This window comes from Streptomyces sp. 11-1-2, assembly GCF_003595545.1.
In the GTDB taxonomy this organism is placed as follows: domain Bacteria; phylum Actinomycetota; class Actinomycetes; order Streptomycetales; family Streptomycetaceae; genus Streptomyces; species Streptomyces hygroscopicus_B.
Genome location: NZ_CP022545.1, coordinates 9,952,085 through 9,968,936 on the forward strand (window position 1 = coordinate 9,952,085; position 16,852 = coordinate 9,968,936).

The 16,852-nt window shown below is 73.5% G+C and carries 17 protein-coding genes and 1 riboswitch; of the genes, 8 read left to right on the forward strand and 9 right to left on the reverse strand.

The features are described from left to right. Positions 1-116: 116 nt before the first annotated feature. Positions 117-1,409 carry a cytochrome P450 gene (locus CGL27_RS42730; RefSeq protein WP_119992907.1) on the forward strand — a complete coding sequence of 431 codons (1,293 nt, stop codon included), beginning with the start codon at positions 117-119 and terminating at the stop codon, positions 1,407-1,409. Here CGL27_RS42730 and CGL27_RS42735 read toward each other — a convergent pair. The 4 genes from CGL27_RS42735 to CGL27_RS42750 all read right to left on the reverse strand — a co-directional run bounded on the left by CGL27_RS42735 (position 1,372) and on the right by CGL27_RS42750 (position 5,532). Further along, complete coding sequence (locus tag CGL27_RS42735; protein WP_119992909.1) at positions 1,372-2,142, reverse strand: DUF4239 domain-containing protein; 771 nt, start codon at positions 2,140-2,142, stop codon at positions 1,372-1,374. The genes CGL27_RS42730 and CGL27_RS42735 overlap by 38 nt on opposite strands. A gap of 33 nt (positions 2,143-2,175) precedes the next feature. Next, the gene (locus CGL27_RS52620; protein WP_240451086.1) at positions 2,176-2,919 is read right to left on the reverse strand and encodes a hypothetical protein; all 744 of its coding nucleotides are present in this window, start codon (positions 2,917-2,919) and stop codon (positions 2,176-2,178) included. Between the two features lie 154 nt (positions 2,920-3,073). Next, positions 3,074-3,889 (reverse strand): crotonase/enoyl-CoA hydratase family protein, encoded by an 816-nt coding sequence (locus tag CGL27_RS42745; RefSeq protein ID WP_240450831.1) that lies wholly within the window; start codon positions 3,887-3,889, stop codon positions 3,074-3,076. After that, positions 3,886-5,532 (reverse strand): acyl-CoA dehydrogenase family protein, encoded by a 1,647-nt coding sequence (locus CGL27_RS42750; protein WP_119992911.1) that lies wholly within the window; start codon positions 5,530-5,532, stop codon positions 3,886-3,888. Before CGL27_RS42750 ends, CGL27_RS42745 begins: the two co-directional genes overlap by 4 nt. 128 nt (positions 5,533-5,660) lie before the next feature. Here CGL27_RS42750 and CGL27_RS42755 point away from each other — a divergent pair, with 128 nt between their 5' ends. Next, positions 5,661-6,416 (forward strand): PaaX family transcriptional regulator C-terminal domain-containing protein, encoded by a 756-nt coding sequence (locus CGL27_RS42755; RefSeq protein ID WP_119992913.1) that lies wholly within the window; start codon positions 5,661-5,663, stop codon positions 6,414-6,416. A 65-nt stretch (positions 6,417-6,481) separates the two neighbouring features. Here the strand turns inward: CGL27_RS42755 and CGL27_RS42760 are convergent, their stop codons facing one another. Further along, a complete protein-coding gene (locus CGL27_RS42760) occupies positions 6,482-7,486 on the reverse strand; it encodes a LacI family DNA-binding transcriptional regulator (protein ID WP_119992915.1) in 1,005 nt (334 codons plus the stop codon). Positions 7,487-7,726: 240 nt separating this feature from the next. On the opposite strand from CGL27_RS42760, the gene CGL27_RS42765 reads away from it, so the two are divergent. The 5 genes from CGL27_RS42765 (at position 7,727) to CGL27_RS42785 (ending at position 11,709) form a co-directional block, all read left to right on the forward strand. Further along, a complete protein-coding gene (locus CGL27_RS42765) occupies positions 7,727-8,149 on the forward strand; it encodes a septal ring lytic transglycosylase RlpA family protein (protein ID WP_078639040.1) in 423 nt (140 codons plus the stop codon). Between the two features lie 13 nt (positions 8,150-8,162). Continuing rightward, positions 8,163-8,858: a cell wall protein gene (locus CGL27_RS42770; RefSeq protein ID WP_078639039.1), complete on the forward strand. Its 696-nt coding sequence runs from the start codon at positions 8,163-8,165 to the stop codon at positions 8,856-8,858. Beyond that, on the forward strand, positions 8,855-9,715 hold the full coding sequence (locus tag CGL27_RS42775) for a MauE/DoxX family redox-associated membrane protein (protein WP_119992916.1): 861 nt from the start codon (positions 8,855-8,857) through the stop codon (positions 9,713-9,715). The genes CGL27_RS42770 and CGL27_RS42775 overlap by 4 nt, the downstream gene beginning before the upstream one ends. Positions 9,716-10,014: 299 nt before the next feature. Next, positions 10,015-10,821 (forward strand): ribonuclease BN, encoded by an 807-nt coding sequence (locus tag CGL27_RS42780; RefSeq protein ID WP_240451049.1) that lies wholly within the window; start codon positions 10,015-10,017, stop codon positions 10,819-10,821. Between the two features lie 144 nt (positions 10,822-10,965). After that, positions 10,966-11,709: a Mut7-C RNAse domain-containing protein gene (locus CGL27_RS42785; RefSeq protein WP_119994829.1), complete on the forward strand. Its 744-nt coding sequence runs from the start codon at positions 10,966-10,968 to the stop codon at positions 11,707-11,709. A 40-nt stretch (positions 11,710-11,749) separates the two neighbouring features. Here CGL27_RS42785 and CGL27_RS42790 read toward each other — a convergent pair whose 3' ends face one another. Then, the gene (locus CGL27_RS42790; RefSeq protein ID WP_119992920.1) at positions 11,750-12,595 is read right to left on the reverse strand and encodes a glutathione S-transferase C-terminal domain-containing protein; all 846 of its coding nucleotides are present in this window, start codon (positions 12,593-12,595) and stop codon (positions 11,750-11,752) included. A 330-nt stretch (positions 12,596-12,925) separates the two neighbouring features. After that, a riboswitch (SAM riboswitch) is annotated at positions 12,926-13,072 on the reverse strand. An 86-nt stretch (positions 13,073-13,158) separates the two neighbouring features. Further along, entirely contained in the window at positions 13,159-14,304 is a 1,146-nt protein-coding gene (locus CGL27_RS42795; protein WP_119992922.1) for a PP2C family protein-serine/threonine phosphatase, read from the reverse strand. An 83-nt stretch (positions 14,305-14,387) separates the two neighbouring features. On the opposite strand from CGL27_RS42795, the gene CGL27_RS42800 reads away from it, so the two are divergent. Beyond that, on the forward strand, positions 14,388-15,176 hold the full coding sequence (locus CGL27_RS42800) for a DNA-formamidopyrimidine glycosylase family protein (RefSeq protein WP_119992924.1): 789 nt from the start codon (positions 14,388-14,390) through the stop codon (positions 15,174-15,176). A 51-nt stretch (positions 15,177-15,227) separates the two neighbouring features. Here the strand turns inward: CGL27_RS42800 and CGL27_RS42805 are convergent, their stop codons facing one another. Next, the gene (locus tag CGL27_RS42805; RefSeq protein WP_119992926.1) at positions 15,228-16,211 is read right to left on the reverse strand and encodes a CU044_5270 family protein; all 984 of its coding nucleotides are present in this window, start codon (positions 16,209-16,211) and stop codon (positions 15,228-15,230) included. After that, positions 16,208-16,804, reverse strand: coding sequence for a sigma-70 family RNA polymerase sigma factor (locus CGL27_RS42810; RefSeq protein WP_119992928.1), 597 nt, complete (start codon positions 16,802-16,804; stop codon positions 16,208-16,210). The genes CGL27_RS42805 and CGL27_RS42810 overlap by 4 nt, the downstream gene beginning before the upstream one ends. Positions 16,805-16,852: the final 48 nt, after the last annotated feature.

Sequence of the window (16,852 nt, forward strand, 5' to 3'; positions counted from 1 at the left end):
GGGTCCGGTGGGGTCGAGGCGTCTGATGGGCTCAGGGGGTCTCTGGTGGGCTCAGGGGGCCGGTGGGCTCCGGGCGTCTTGACGGGCCCGGAGGGTGGCGCCGTACGGTCTCGGCTGTGAACCCTGTCGAGGCGTTCCTTCCCGAGACCTACACCGCCGGTGTCCCCTACGCGCTCTTCGCCGAACTGCGCACCACCCGCCCGGTCTGCCGGATCGAGGAGCCCGCGGTCGGGGCCTGGCCGGCCGGCCCCGGCTTCTGGACGGTGTTCCGGCACGCCGACGTCAAACACGTCCTGCGCACCCCCGAGGTCTTCTCCTCCCACCTCGGGGCCACTCAGATCCGCGACCCCGACACCCCCGCCGATCTGGAGTTCGTGCGGGCGATGATGCTCAACCAGGACCCGCCCGACCACTCCCGCACCCGCCGTATCGTCGCCGCGGCCTTCACCCCGCGCGCCGTACGGGAGCTGGAGGAGGTCATCGAGGAGCGCGCGGTGGCGCTCGTGGACTCCGTGGCCGGGCGCGGCGAGACCGACTTCGTCGAGCTCGCCGCCGATCTGCCGGTCTGGACCCTCGCCCATGTGATGGGTATCCCAGAGGGCGACCGGCGGTTGCTGTTCGACTGGGCCGGCAGGGTCATCGGCTACCAGGACGCCGACTACGCCGGATCGTCCACCGTGGCCATCGAGGAGCTGAGCCCCATGGGGCGCGCCGCCCTCGCCCGCAGACCGGCCCCGGCGGCCCGACGCCCCGACGGCCGGCCGATGAACCCGCGCTCCCGCGAGGCCCTGGCCGACATGTTCGCCTACGCCCACGCGCTCGCCGAGCGGCCCCGTCCGGGCAGTGTGATGGCGCGGATGCGCGAGGGCGGGCTGAGCCGGGACGAGTTCGAGAACATGTTCTTCCTCTTCGCCGTGGCGGGCAACGAGACGCTGCGCAACGGCATCCCCGGCGGGCTGCTCACCCTGCTCGACCACCCCGAGAGCCTGCGGCTGCTGCGCGACCGGCCCGAGCTGACCGGCCCGGCAGTGGAGGAGATGCTGCGCTTCTGGCCACCCGTCATCGACTTCCGGCGCACCGCCACCCGCGATGTGGAACTGGGCGGACAGCTCATCCGGCGCGGTGAGAAGGTCGTCGTCTTCCACGCCTCGGCCAACCGCGACGAGACGGTCTTCACCGACCCCGACCGGTTCGACATCACCCGCACCCCCAACGACCATCTGAGCTTCGGCTTCGGACCGCATGTCTGCCTGGGCGCGCATCTGGCCCGCGTCCAGATGCGGGCCATGCTGCGCGCCACCCTGGACCGGCTGCCGGGGCTACGCCGGGCAGGTGAGCCGGTGCGGCTCACCTCCAACTTCCAGAACGGGCTCAAGACCCTCCCCGTGCGCTGGGGAACAAGTCGGTGAAGGCCGTGGTCGAATCGCCGACCGACCGGCCGAAAGGCGCGTCGAAGTCCCACACCAGGAAGAGCAGGAAGACGATGAGCGCGGTGAACATCACCGCGAGCATCAGCTCCCGGGGCGAGCGGCGGATCTGCAGGGTGAAGACCAGCCCGACCACCAGCGCCGCGCCCAGCACCAGGCCGAACCAGACCAGATGGGGCATCGTGGGCCCCGCGCTCTGCTGCCGGGCGTTCCGCGCGTCGTCCACGGCGGCCACCTGATCCACCAGCGGCTGATACGCCTGCGACTGGAGATCGCTGTGCGGTGTCGCGAGGGTGACGTCGCGGCGCAGGGTGGCCAGCAGCTCGCCGCCGCGGTCGGTGAGCTCGCCCTTGTCGATCATCACCTTCCACTCCGTGTGCACCACATGGTCCACATACGCGTCCACGTCGTCGCGGATGCGGTCGCGCACCGGGCCGGGGTAGACGCTCGACCGCTCGACCACCTCATGCAGCGCCTGCGCCTCCGTACGGACCCCGTCCTGCGCGGCGGAACGGCCCTCCCAGACACCGGCGATCGCCAGGCCCAGCACGATCGCGTAGACCACGCCGATCATCATGATCATGTAGTCGAGGACATCGGGGGTCTCGTCCGGATCGTCCTCGTCCCCGAGCCGGCGGGCGTTGAGGACCGCCCCGGTGACCACGACCGCGCAGGTCCCGGCCATCACCAGGACCATAATCAGCCATTCGGGCATGCATAACCTCCCAAGCGGTTCGACAGTGAGCCCTCAGCCGCGCCGCCCGCCGCGCCCGGCGGAGCGCGAACGGGGACGGAGAGCGGCGGCCGCGAGGACCGCGGGCGCGGTGAGCAGCAGGGTGAAGGTGACCAGGGAGGTGCCGTTGTCGGGTTTTTGGTGCGTGGGCTTCTGATACGCGTGCACCTCGACGGCACGGGTCCTGGTCGGTGTGGGAACCGGCGTGGGGGGTGAGGCCGGAGGCTTGGTGCGCAGGGGCGGGGACGGCAGCGGAAGCGCGGGCTCGGGTGTGGGCCCCGGCGTGGGAAGCCGCGGAGAGGGCGTGAGGGAAGGGACCCGCGGCGTCCGGGTGGGTGTGGGAGTGGGGCTCGGGGTCCGCGTGGGCGTGGGCGTAGGGGTCGGTGTGGCGGACGGGCTGGGGGTGGGCGTCGGGGTCGGTGTCGGCGTCGGGGTGGGCGTGGGTGTTGGGGTAGGCGTAGGCGTCGGCGTGGGCTTCGGCTTGGGGCACCAGCCGTAGTGGGCGAAGAAGCCGACCGGGCCCGCCGAGGCGGCGACGCAGACGCACAGGCCCGGACCGATCCGGATCTTCACCCAGACGTGCGGTCCGTGGTCCGGGCCCCCGGTCCCGGGCCGGGCACCGGCCGTCGGCCGTGGGGAGGCGGACGCGGCCGCCGGACCGTCACCGTCCTGGTCGGCCAGGGCTGTCGCCCCCGCCGAGGCGAGGACAAGGGCAGTGGTCAGGACCCCCGCACGCCATACGCGCTGCCATCGCTTCACGAGGAGATGTTCCGCCGAACAGGCGCCCGCCAGCCGTGTGAACACCGGGATTCCCCCGAATAGGGGAATGGACCCGGATATTGGCGCTTCGAGGTTTACCGGAGGACATTTACCTCATGGCGTTCGGCTCGCCCCGCGGCGGCCCCGCCCCTGGTCACGGCGCGCCGAAGCTCCCATGCCGACCCGCGCCCGCCGCGAACCGCGCCGCGCCGTCCAGCCCCTCGGCCAGCGTGGCCTGACCGTGGCGCAGCTCCCGCGCCATGGCCTCGTCCTCCGGCAGCCCCTCCTGTTCCAGCAGCGAGGCCCGGTCCGAGCGCAGACACGTCTGCGGAAAGCCGGCGATCCGGGCCGCCAGCCGTTCCGCCTCCGCGCGCGCCCGTCCCGGTGGTACGAGGCGGTTGGCGAGCCCGATGGCGTACGCCTCGTCGGCCGGCACCGGCCGGCCCGTCAGCACCAGGTCCATCGCCCGGCTCGCGCCGATCAGCCCTGGCAGCCGTACCGTTCCGCCGTCGATCAGCGGGACGCCCCAGCGGCGGCAGAACACCCCGAAGACCGCGTCCTCCTCGGCGACGCGCAGATCGCACCAGAGCGCCAACTCCAGCCCGCCCGCCACGGCGTGGCCGCTGACCGCCGCGATCACCGGCTTGGACAGCCGCAGCCGGGTGGGTCCCATCGGGCCGTCGCCGTCCTCGGCCACCCGATTGCCGCGCGCTGTGCCGACCGCCTTCAGATCGGCGCCGGAGCAGAAGGTGCCGCCCTCGCCCCACAGCACCGCGACCCGCGCCGCCGGGTCGGCGTCGAAGGCGCGGAAGGCGTCGGCCAGCGCCGTGGCGGTCGCGCCGTCGACGGCGTTGCGCACCTCGGGGCGGGAGAGCACGACCGTGGTGACCGGGCCCTCCCGCTCCGTGCGAACCGTAAGGGGCGCACCGGCCGCGTCCACGGCTTTCCCCGCGTCCTCCGTGGGCGTCACCGCGCGTCCTTCGGGCGGGCGCGCTCCAGGATCGGGCCGGTGTCCGTACCGGGCGGCAGGGTGCCGAAGGCATGCCCCCAGTCCCCGTCCAGCCGCGAGGCGCAGAACGCGTCGGCGACCGCCGGATGGCTGTACCGCACCAGCAGGCTGCCCTGCAGCACCAGCGTCATCTGCTCGGCCAGGCGGCGCGCCATCAGCTGCGCCCGCTCGGGGTCGGCGAGCCGCGGCAGCAGTCCGCGCAGCCGGTCCACGGCCGCGTCCAGCCGGGCGTCGGCCCCGGCCGCGGTGTCGACCTCGGCCAGGAACGCCTCCAGCGCACCCGACTCCCGGCCCAGCGCGCGCAGCACATCGAGCGCCGCGACATTCCCCGAGCCCTCCCAGATCGACAGCAGCGGCGCCTCGCGATACAGGCGCGGCATGCCGGACTCCTCCACATAGCCGTTGCCGCCCAGGCACTCCAGGGCCTCGGCGGCGTGGGTGGAGCCGCGCTTGCACACCCAGTACTTGCTCACCGCGAGCCCCAGCCTGCGCAGCGCCGCCTCGCCCTCGTCCCCCGCCTCCGCGCGGTCCAGGGCGGTCGCGAGCCGCATCGCGAGCGTCGTGGCCGCCTCCGACTCCACCGCCAGATCGGCGAGCACATTGCGCATCAGCGGCTGATCGACCAGCTCGGCCCCGAACGCCCGGCGGTGCTCGGCGTGGTGCAGCGCCTGACGCAGCCCGGCCCGCATGCCCGCCGCCGAGCCGATGACACAGTCCAGCCGGGTGACGTTGACCATCTCCACGATGGTCCGCACCCCGCGGCCCGGTTCGCCGACCCGCCAGGCCATGGCGGACTCGTACTCGATCTCGGCCGACGCGTTCGAGCGGTTGCCCAGCTTGTTCTTGAGCCGCATCAGCCGCAGCGGGTTGCGGCTGCCGTCCGGCAGCACCCGGGGCACCAGGAAGCAGGTGAGCCCCTCCTCCGTCTGGGCCAGCGTCAGGAAGACATCGCTCATCGGAGCGGAGGTGAACCACTTGTGGCCGGTGAGGACGTACCCGCCGACACCGTCCGGTACGGCCTGGGTGGTGTTGGCGCGGACGTCCGAGCCGCCCTGCTTCTCTGTCATCGACATGCCCGCGATCAGGCCCCGCTTGGCGAGCGGCGGCCGCAGCCCGAAGTCGTACGTGCGGGCGGCCAGCAGCGGTTCGTACACGGCGGCGAGCTCCGGTTCGGCGCGCAGCGCCGGGACCGCGGCGTACGTCATGGAGATCGGGCAGCCATGGCCGGGCTCGGCCTGCGCGAAGGCGTAGAACTTGGCCGCGCGCACCAGATGGGCGCCCGGGCGGGTCTCGCTCCACGCCGCCGCGTGCTGGCCGCTCTCCACGGCGACGTCCATCAGCCGGTGGTAGGCGGGGTGGTACTCGACCTCGTCGATGCGATGGCCGTAACGGTCATGGGTCTGCAGCACCGGGGAGTGCTCCTCGGCCATCCGCGCCCAGTCCTGGACCTCCGCGGAACCGGCCCGCGCGCCCAGGTCCCGCACCTCCGGCTCGCCCCAGCCGCCGCCGTCCCGCCGCAGGGCCTCCAGTAGGGCGGGGTCGTCCGCCGTGCTGAAGCCGACGAGCGGCGGGGCCTGGTTGAGGACCTCGTGCGTAGCGCTCATGGCAGACATCTCCTCGTTCGCGGCGGTCTCCCGGGACCGGGCGGCCGGTGGGGCGGGCGGGCAGGCGGGAGTCTTACACTTCCATCATGCGCGATTCGGAACTGTAATGGATAGGGTTTCGCGTAGCCATGGACGACACCGACACCGACACCGGAACGCTCACCCTGCGGCCGCTGACCGCGCGCTCGATCGTGCTCAGCACCCTGCTGGGCCATCACCCGCCCCAGCTTCCCGCCCGCGCGCTGGTGCGCGTCGGCGCGCTCTTCGGCACCGCCGAGGGCACCGTCCGGGTCGCGCTCACCCGTATGGTCGCGGCCGGTGACCTGGAGCAGAACGACGGCACCTACCGGCTCAGCGACCGCCTGCTGGCCCGCCAGGCACGGCAGGACGACAGCCGCGCCCCCCGCACCCGGCGCTGGGACGGCGGCTGGGAGATCGCGATCGTCACCTCCGACCGCCGCGAGGCGGCCGAGCGCGCCGCCCTCCGCCAGGCCATGGCGGCCCTGCGCCTGGCCGAACTGCGCGAGGGCACCTGGATGCGCCCCGCCAATCTCGTCCACCCGCGCCCGGATGTCGCCGCCGAGCAGTGCGGCTGGTTCACCGGCGCGCCGGAGGGCGATCCGGCCGAGCTCGCCGCGCGCCTGTGGGACCTGGACGGCTGGGCCCGCCAGGCCAGGCTGCTCGGCGCGGCGCTGGACGACGCGGAGGAACCGGCCGAACGGTTCACTGTCGCGGCCGCGGCCCTCCGGCACCTCCTTGCCGACCCCGTCCTCCCCGCTCGGCTGCTGCCGCGGGACTGGCCCGGTGCCGAGCTGCGGCGCCGCTACGACGGGTTCGAACGGGACTTTCGCGCGTGGCTGCCGCGGTATGCGGGTGGCGGCTGAGCCGTGGCGGCGCCTCCGCCGAGGGGTGGCATGATGCGGTGCGGGGCACCCCGTCATGCCCTCGGCTACGCCGACTCGCGAATCACCAACTCGGTGGGCAACACCAGCGCCGGTTCGATCGTCTCCCCGGCCGTCAGCCGCAGCAGTTGGCGGGCCAGCCGGCGGCCGATCCCGCCGATGGGCTGGCGCACGGTGGTCAGCGGGGGTTCGGTGTAGCGCGCGGGCTCGATGTCGTCGAAGCCGACCACCGCCACGTCGTCCGGCACCCGTCGGCCGGTCCGGCGCAGCGCCCGCAGCACCCCGATCGCCATCAGGTCGGAGGCCACGAACACCCCGTCCAGCCGGGGCTCCCGGTCCAGCAGCTCCCGTATCGCGACCGCCCCGGACTCCTGAGTGAAGTCCCCGACCGCGACGTACGCCTCCAGCCGCGCCCCGGACAGCGCCGTCCGGTAGCCCGAGAGCCGGTCGATCCCGGCGACCATGTCCTGGGGGCCGGCGACCGTGGCGATACGGGTGTGCCCGGAGCGGATCAGGTGCTCCACGGCCAGCGCCGCGCCCGCCGCGTTGTCCACCCCTACGTACGGCGGTGAGGCCGGGCTCAGCACCCGCTCGTTGCAGACCACCGGGATGCCCATCCGGGCCAGCGCGGCCGGCAGCGGATCGGCGCCGTGCATCGAGGCGACCATGACCCCGTCGACATGGCGGGCCAGGGCGAACCGCTCGATGCGGTCACGGCTGGCGGGGGAGCGGGCCATCATCAGCACGAGCTGCTTGTCCGCGGACTCCAGCTCCTGGCTCACCCCGCGCACCACGCCCGGGAAGAACCGGTCGTCGGAGAAGACCCGGCCCGGCTCCTCGGGGAGGACCAGCGCGTAGGAGTCGGTGCGCTGGGTGACCAGGCTGCGGGCCGCCTGGTTGGGGACGTAGCCCAGCTCCTGGATCGCGTCCAGCACCGCTTCCCGGCTCTCCTCGGCGACCTTGGTGGAGCCGTTGACGACACGGGAGACGGTGGCGCGCGAGACACCCGCGCGCCGCGCCACGCTCTCCAGGGTGGGCCGGGGACGGTGCATCCGCGCATACCTCGCTGTGTGCTCACTGATGGTCGGTACAGCATGGATCAAGACCGGTCAGGGCGCGAGAACGCGGGCACGGCAGATCGACGGAGAGCACGTCACGACCGTCGAGCGGTTGTGGAGCCCCCCCGCCGCTGACGCGGACTCCGACCGGACGCCTTCCCGTGGCGGCCGTTCCCGGCCCCACGGATGATGGTGCTGCTGCGAGGGCCGGACCGAAGCCGGGAGGACAGTGGCATGGCGTGCGGATCGACCAAGCTCTGGAACGGCGAGGCCACCTGGTTCTGTTGTGGCAACGCCTGGGGTCCGTGCGCCTCGGCGGGCGGTGGAGCGTGCGGCACCTGCCGCTCCAGCGCCCTGCAGGCGGCCTGGCCCAACGCCTCCAAGGCGTGCTGGGACCTCACCCGGCCGGACCTGTGCGGCGAGGACATACCCCGGCGCGGCTGCGGCTCCGTGATGAAGGTGCGCCATGACTGCTCGGGCGCGAGCGTCTGTGTCACCGTCAGCGACTGCGGCCCGCGCACCCGCAGCTTCTGCTCCGAGTCCACCTGCTGCGACGGGGTCTGCCGCACCAACCGCGTCATCGACCTCACCCCCGCCGCCTTCTCCGCCATCGGCAGCCTGAGCTCCGGCACCCTGCCGGTCTCCATTTTCGAATGAGGCGGGCACGGCCATGAGCGCGTACCGAACCGGCGACCCCCTCGGCCGCCGTCGCTTCCTCACCGCCGCCGCCCTCCGCGGCGCCACCGTCATCGGCACGGGAGCCCTGAGCACGGGAGCCCTGAGCACAGGAGCCCTCGGCACCGGAGTCATCGGGGCGACCGCCCTGGGCGCCGTGGACGCCGACGCCGCCTTCGCCGCACCCATCCGCCCCCTGGACCCCGCGGTCGCCGAGAGCGCCTTCGCCGAGGGGCGGATCACCGCGATCAACCACGACGTCCTGGAGGTCGCGGGCTCCTACGGCGACCACTCCCGCGTGCGGGTCACGAACGCCACCAGCGTCTGGAAGGCCCGGGCCACCACCGCGGCCGACATCGAGACCGGCGACGGGCTCTACGCCCGCGGCCTCCCCCTGCCCGACGGCACCCTCGCCGCCGACGCCGTGTGGGTCAACATCGTGAACCTCCACGCCACCATCCGCGGTATCGAGAAGACCCGGCTGCATCTCGCTCACGGGCAGCACGAGATCGTCGGCAACCTCATGGCGCGGACCACCAGCGCCGCGTACGGCGACGCCTCGCCCACCGCCGATCTGTCCCGGCTCACCATCGGACAGAGCGCCCAGGTCCTGGGCGCGTGGCGGCCGTCCGACGGCTCTGTGGACCTCGTCCGGGTCGCGGTCGCGCCCGGTGCGGGGAGGCGGCGGTGAGCGCCCTGGTCTGCGCCCTCGCCCCGCTGGTGCTCGCCGGGGTGCTCGGACCGGCCGGGGCGGGCAAGCTGTTCGGCCGGGGCACCGCCCGGCAGGCGCCCCGTACCGCGCTCGCACGGCTGCTGCGCGACGGCGGCCGGGCCGCGCTCGTCCTGCGCGCCCTCGGCGCGGTCGAACTCCTCCTCGCCGCCGCGCTGCTGGCGCCGCCCGCCACTCCGCTCCCGGGAGCGGCGGCAGCCCTCCTCGGCGCGGGCTTCCTCGGCTATCTCGGCTATGCCCACGCCGCCGCGCCCGGCTCCTCCTGCGGCTGTACGGCACGGCAGGACGCCCCCCTCACCTGGCGCGCCTTCGTCCGCGCCGCCGCGGTTCTCGCGGGCGGGGTCGCGGCGGCCCTGGCCCAGCAGCCCTGGTGGACCGCGGCGGCCCGCCGTCCGGCCGCGGCGCTGTGGCTGGTCCTGGCCGCGGCGGCGGCCCTGACGGCCCTCTCCGCCGATCCGGACCGCCGCTGGCGAATGCCGTTGCGCCGACTGCGGCTGCGGATCGCCGGACATCCGCTCGCCGCGACCGGTGCCCCGGCGGCGGTCCCGGTCGCCGCGACCGTCGAACTGCTGGAGCGCTCGCGCGCCTGGCAGAGCGCCTCCCGCGTGGTGCGCTCCGCGCTGCTGGACCACTGGGACGACGGCGGCTGGCGCATCCTCCAGTTCGCCGGGGTGCACGGTGGCGGCACGGCCGCCAGGCCCGTTCTGGTGCTCTTCGCTGTGGACGCCGCGGCCAGCCTGGACACGGTGCGCGAGCCCGCCGTCCGGGTCAGCGTCATCGACGCGGACAGCGGGGCCCCGGTCATGGCCACGGCGTGAGAGGCCGGCGCTCGGCGGGTAATCTGGATCAAACGAAAATTTCCTGGACAAAACGATCGAACCGCGGGGCGTCCAGCGCAGATGGGTGCCGAGGCGTACCAGGCATGGATGGACAAGCCCGGCCGACACCCGTACCCGTACTGACCGACACCCCTGCCGAGGGGGGCCCGCGGCGCGCGCGCCGCCCGGCGCGCGTTCCCGCCTGCCGGGGGCTGAGCCGGTGGCGCCGGTAGGGGAGTGGGTGTATGTCCGAGCATCGGTCCGCGTCCGGCTCCCGGGGGCCCAGATGGTGGCGGCGGATGGAGGACGCGTTCCACCGGTCCGCGATCGGACGCGGATGGCGGCGGGGCAGCGATTTCGAGCTGCTGCACCGCGCGATGGGCTTCGCCGCCCTGGGCTTTCTCACCCTGGTGCCCCTGCTGATCGTGGTCGCGGCGGCCGATCCGGTGAACCGGCTCGGTTTCGCCCAGTGGCTGGCCGAGGGCCTCGGGCTCTCCTCGACCTCGCGGGACGAGGTGCAGCATCTGTTCGCCCCGCCCAAGCAGGCGCTGGAGTCCACCACCGCCTTCGGTCTGGCCACGCTGGCCGTCTTCAGCCTGCGCTTCGGCACGGTGCTCCAGGTCGGCTACGAGAAGGTGTGGGAGCTTCCGGCCGGCCGCTGGCACACCGCCTGGCGCCATCTGGTGTGGTTCGTGGGGCTGATCTGCTATCTGCTGCTCTCCGCACATCTGGAGCCCGGCATCTCGCGGGTGCTGGTGGCGGTGCTGGGCACAGTGCTGTTCTTCTGGTGGTCGCAGCGGCTGCTGCTCGGTGGGCGGATCAGCTGGGGCGCCCTGCTGCCCGGCGCGCTGGCCACCGGCGTCGGGCTGCTGGGGCTGCGGGTCTTCTCCCAGCTGGTGTTCTCCCCGCTGATCGCCTCCAACGCCGTCTCCTACGGCCCGGTCGGCACCGTCCTGGTCGTCCAGTCCTGGCTGGTCGGAGTCGGATTCGTGGTCTTCGGCGGTGCGCTGCTGGGCCGGGTGCTGTACGAGGAGTATCTGCGGATGGTGGCATGGCGCCGCAAGCGGCGGCGCGACCGGGCCAAAGCGGCGCCACCGGCGGACTGACGCCCTGGCCGACGATCACGCGGGAGTGGCCCGCGAACCCTGGCGCGACGCCTCCCGCCGGTGGTCGCTTCCATGATCGTCAAGCCCGGGGCCGGACCCGAAACGCCGTCGCCCCGGGCCGGGCGCGCCTGGCATGCTGGCGGTGTGAACGGACCCGAGATCCATCTCAGTCTCGCTCCTGAACTGCGATTCTTCGCCGTCCAGGAGCGGCGCCGGCCCTGGACGGCCGTGGTCACCGACGGCGCCTCCACCCTCGGCCATGTCGTCGAGTCGCTCGGGGTCCCGCTCACCGAGGTCGGCCGGCTGGTGGTGAACGGCGAGGAGACCGCCGTCTCGCATGTGCCGAGCGCGGGGGAGACCGTGGAGGTCCATCCGGTCGTCCGCCCGCAGCGGGTGCCGGGCGCCCCGCTGCGCTTTCTGCTCGATGTGCACCTGGGCACGCTCGCGCGCCGGCTGCGGCTGCTGGGTGTGGACGCCGCGTACGAGAGCGAGGACATCGGCGACCCCGAGCTCGCCGCGCGCTCCGCCGCCCAGCGCCGGGTGCTGCTCTCCCGCGACCGGGGGCTGTTGCGCCGCCGTGAGCTGTGGGCCGGGGCGTATGTCTACAGCGACCGCCCCGATGAGCAACTGGGGGACGTCCTCGGCCGGTTCACCCCGAGCCTCGCGCCCTGGACCCGCTGCACCGCCTGCAACGGCCCGCTGGAGGACGCCGACAAGGAGTCGGTCCGGGAGCTGCTCCAGCACGGCACCCGGCGCACGTACGAGGTCTTCGCCCGCTGCACGGTCTGCGAGCGGGTCTACTGGCGTGGCGCCCACCACGCCCGGCTGGAGGCCATTGTGGCCGGGGCGATGGACGAGTTCGGCGACGCCCGGCCCGCCCTGCCCTGAGCGGAGCCGCCGGGCAGGGCGCCTGGTCCTGGGCGCGAACTCAGGACACGTCGTCCTGGAGGGCCTCCGGAATCGTGGTGTGAAAGGCCGGATGGGCGTGCAGCCGCCGCACATAGGCGCGCAGCCGCCCATGGCGGGAGACCCGCTGGGCGGCGTCGGCGTCCGGGCGGAGCCGGTGCTCGGTGTCGAGCTGGACGAGGGCCACCCACAGGTCCACATCGGCGGCGGTCAGCTCGTCCCCCAGTGCGTACGGCGCGGTCGCGAGCCTGCGGTCGAGTCGGCCGAGGGCGGTCAGCAGCCGCTCCAGCGCGGCGTCCCGGCACTCCGCCTCGCGCGCCGTCCCGGCCTGCCGCGCCGCGTGGGTGACATCCTCGTCGAGGAGTTCACGGAGGGCGTCGATGTCCGCGGCGCGGGGCGCCGGGCGCAACCGGGGACGTCCCGGTCCGCCGTGGTCGCTCAGGTGGCCGGCGAGGTCGCGCAGGATGTCGGGCGTGTGGTTGCTGACGACACGTCCGGTCCAGCCGTCGCACAGCGCGGGCGCGTCCACCGGTCCGCCGTAGCGGTGCCAGGTGGCCTCGTAGGCCCCGCGCAGTGCGGCGAACGCTTCGGGGGTGTCGTCCGGGAGCCCGACGAGGGTGGTGGCGACGGTGTCCCGCAGCCCGAGCAGATCGAGGGTGATGGAGACGCGCAGCGAGAGCGGACAGCTCGCGGAGAGATAGAGCCGATAGCGATGCGGCACCGGATAGAAACCACCGGCGAGGTCGACGCCGATGCGGCTGCGGAAGCGGTGCGGCGGAGTGGGCGGGGCGATCCGGGGGCGGGGCGAGCAGGGGTGGGGGTCGAGAAGAGCGGCAGGACCTGAACTGACCGGAAACGTCTCGGACATGGCTCTCCAAGGCAAGGACGGAGCCCCGGCCCGCCGGTCTGGGCGGCGCCGATGGCGCAACGGAAGGGAAGCCCGCGCGGGGCGTTCGCCGGGACGGTGCCGGGACACACCCGATCCCGGCGCGGTGGGCCGCGCTCGGTGACCGCGTCGATTCAGCCGGCTGGACTGGCGGCGCTGCAGATGCGCAGCAGATCGATGTGCAGACGCCTGGTCAGGAGGTGGCGACGGCGTAGCGGGGACCACGGCCGGGGACGCCGACGGGCGCAGTCCTCGTCGCTGTCGGTCCTGGGCATCTCACCGATCCCATCATCGGGGGCTCGCGAGGCAGCGAGACCGCGCTTGTCCCGTCCACACCGACGGAACCTGGTCGTCACCCGGGGGCACCCCGTCGCGGGAGAAGGGTTGCCTGTCAGCGAGCCGGGGCCGATGACCCACCTGAGCGGGGATTCCGCACGGTGGGCACTGACAATCGTGACCGTCCCTGACAGTGTCGTCGCGCTCCGCGACGGCGTCAACCCATGCCGGGATGGCCAACGCGGGCCGATGGCACGGTGGATGTCCGCTCAGCGGAACGGCCGCCGCGCGCCGCCGGTGGCCCGCTCGATGAGGACCATGGCCGCGTCGTCCGCCAGCCGTCCCTCGGCATGCCGGACCAGGGCGTGGCGCAGCCGGTCCAGGTACTCGCCCGGGGTGGCGCCGTCCAGCGTCTCCATGGTCCGGTGCAGCGGAAAGAACTCGTTGTAGTGGTTGCGGGCCTCGACCACGCCGTCGGTGTGCAGCAACAGCCGGTCACCGGGCAGGAACGGAAAGGTCTCGACGCAGATCGGGGGAGGGCTGAGGAACTCCTCGAGGCCGAGCGGCGGCAGCGGGCGCGCCGGGTCCAGGGAGCGCACCTTGCGCTCGCGCATCACCAGGGGCGGCGGATGCCCGCGGTTGATCAGCTCGACCAGCGACTCGTCCGACACCTGGGCGAGGAGCACGGTGACGAACTGCTCCGCCAACTCCTGCGGGTCCTGGAGCTGGGAGCGGTCCAGCAGCTCGTACTCGCGCGCCAGCGCGGCCGCACAGCGGTGCATCACCTCGGCCAGGTCCTGCTCGTAGTGCACCGCCTCCCGGAAGGCGCCCACCACGGCCGCGGCGGACCGTACCGCGGCCAGCCCCTTTCCCCGCACATCGCCGACGATCAGCCGCACTCCGTAGCGGGTGCACATCGCCTCGTAGAGGTCCCCGCCGATCTGCGCGTCGCGCTCGGCCGCCAAATAGACGCTGGCGGTGTTCACGACACCGATCCGGGCGGGCAGCGGCCGCAGCACCACGTTCTGGGACACCTGGGCGATCCGGCGGATTTGGGCCAGCTCGCGGTCCCGGCGCACCCGCACCGCGCTGGTCGCCACGCTCGCGAGCGCCACCACCAGCAGGGCCAGCAGATTCGCGTACACCATCTCGCTGCCCCAGACATTGTTGTGGGTGGCGGTGATCGCGCTCACCGCGGTGGCCAGCAGCGCCACCCCGCCGGTGCCGAACGGCCCCATGGTCACCGCCGCCAGCGCCGGCGCCGGGGAGAGCAGGGGGCCGGTGTAGAGGGTGTGCACGGGGGAGAGCTCAATGCTGAGCACCGCCGCCAGGACCAGGAACGGCAGACACCGTGTGACCGCGAACAGCGTATGGCTGCGACCGCTCGCCCCCGGGGCGAAGCGCATGAATCGCATAACTTGGACCTTATCTGATGAAAGCCGCTAAGGGGGTGGTTCTCCGTAACGCGCGACGGAGGCCCCGGGCGTAGCCTGACGCTATGCCCGAGCTACCGGATGTCGAGGGGTTCCGGCGAACGCTGGCCTCCTGCGCCCAGGGCCACCGCGTCGAGCGGGCGGAGGTCGCCGACGCGGGCGTGCTGCACGGGGTGACCGCGCAGCGGCTGAAGCGCGATCTCAAGGGCCGCCGCTTCGCCGCGCCGCGCCGCCACGGCAAGTGGCTGATCGCCCCCACCGACGGGCCCACGGTCGTGGTGCACTTCGGCATGACCGGGCGGCTGGTCTGCGGGGCGGACTCCGAACCGGGCGGCCGGTTCGAGCGCGTCGCCTTCGACCTCGACGACGGCCACCGCCTCGGCTACGAGGACCAGCGCAAACTCCAGGGCATCTGGCTCGCCGCCACCGACGCCGACGTCGACCGGATCCTCGGCGATCAGGGCCCGGACGCGCTCTCCCTGAGCCGGGCCGATCTCGACCGGCTGCTGGCGGGGCGGCGCGGACGCGTCAAGACCACGCTGACCGACCAGACCGTGATCGCCGGGCTCGGCAACCTGCTCGGCGACGAGATCCTGTGGCGGGCCCGGATCCATCCGCAGCGGCCGGCCAACGCGCTGACCGACGACGAGCACGAACGGCTCCACACCGCGATACGCGAGGTCCTGCGCGCCTCGGTGCGGGCGGGGCGGGTGCCGGACGACCCGGACTGGCTCACCGGACAGCGCGACGACCCGGACCCGCACTGCCCCCGCTGTGGCCATCCGCTGCGGCGCGGCCGGATCGCGGGGCGGACCAGCCTGTGGTGCCCCCACTGCCAGCGGGACGGCGGCTGACGCCCGCCCGGGGCGACCCGCGGCCCGCTCGGCGCCCTCGCGCCCGATCGATCAGGACACCCACGCCTTGTACGACATCACGTCGCCCGCCTTCAGCTTGTACTCCGGATCGTCCCGGGTGACGGTCTCCTCGACGTCCAGCACGTTGCCGTCGTCCGGATCGAGGACGATCAGGTACCGCATCCCGGAGGAAGCGGGGGTGAACCGGAACGCCTGCCCCACCCGGCCGAGCCGGTCGGTGACCTTGCCCGCCGGGCGCAGCCCCTCGATCCGGGACAGCAGGGCCACGATGTCCGCCCGCTGGCGCGGACCGGGAGTCCACACCTCGAGAAACGCCTCGATGGCCGAGATCAGCTCCGCCGAGTCGTCGTCCGCGCCCGGGGACCAGGCGGCGAGATAGGCGCGCAGTGCCGAGGCCCCGGCCGGAGGATCCTCGAAGTAGCTCTCGTTGGCCCCGTTGATACCGGCCGGATACTTCGCCTCGCGCAGCACCTTGCCGTCGTGGACCGCACGTGGCGGCGTACCGTCGGCGATCACCGGGCGGTCCGGGTGGCGCGGATCGACGGCCACTTCCAGGAGCGAACCGCTGCCGTCGGCGTTCCAGCGGGTCAGGGACTCCTGCGGAAAAGTCACCGCGTCCTTCCCCGACTTCATGCTCAGCGACCAGGTCCGCAGATGGCTGCCCCTCCTGCTCTTCTCGGCGGAGCTCTCGGCCGCGGCCCGCGCCCGCCGGACGATCTCGGTCAGCGATACGTCCGCCCGGGAGGCATGCGCCACCAGCGGCAGCGGCCTGGACGCGGCCACGGCGGAGGGGGAGCCGGTGCCCGAGACGGTCAGCGCGAGGGCGAGGATCGTCGCGGCCGCCACGGCCTCCAGGCTCCAGACCGCGCGCCGGACGGTACGGCGCCCCCGGTCCCGGGACGGCAGCCGCCGCAGCAGCAGCTCGGCGCGCGCGTCCAGCGGCCGGTCCCGCCAGGGGCCGGTGTCGGCGGACACGGGGTTGGCCTCGCGGAGCAGATCCAGTTCGTCGGTCATGCGTGTCCATCCTTGTGGGCCTTGTCGGCCCTGTCAGCCCAGCCGGCCATGTCGCCCTTGCCGCTCGTGCACCCCAGCGAGACCCGGTCGTCCCGGCGCGGGGTCTCTATCTGCTCCCGCAGCCGCCGCCGTGCCCGGTGCAGCCGCATCGCCGCGGCGGACCGGCCGCACCCCAGCACGATGGCGAGCTCCTCGACGGTCAGCTCCTCCCACGCCGTCAGCCGCAGCACCTCCTGGTCGGCCTCGGCGAGCCGGGACAGCGCCTCCAGCACCCAGGAGCCCGGCCGTTCCGCGTCCGGGCTCGCCACGGTGCGCCCGCCGCGCGTCACCTCGTGGTGGCCCAGCTTGGCCAGCAGCCTGCGGTAACGGCCCTTGCCGCGCACGGTGTTGGCCAGACAGTGCCGGGCCACCCCGTACAGCCAAGGCAGTGGTGACTCGGGCAGTTCGGCCCGGCGCCGCCAGGCCACCGCGAAGACCTCGGCGACGACTTCCTCGACCTCCCATGCCTGGTCGTCCAGCCGCCGTGCCACAAAACGGCTGACCGCCCAGTAATGCTCACGGTAGGCGGCGTCGAAGGCGTCGTCGGTGCTCATGATCCGAAGGTGTCCGGCACACCTCGGATCATCACACCCCGGAGCGAG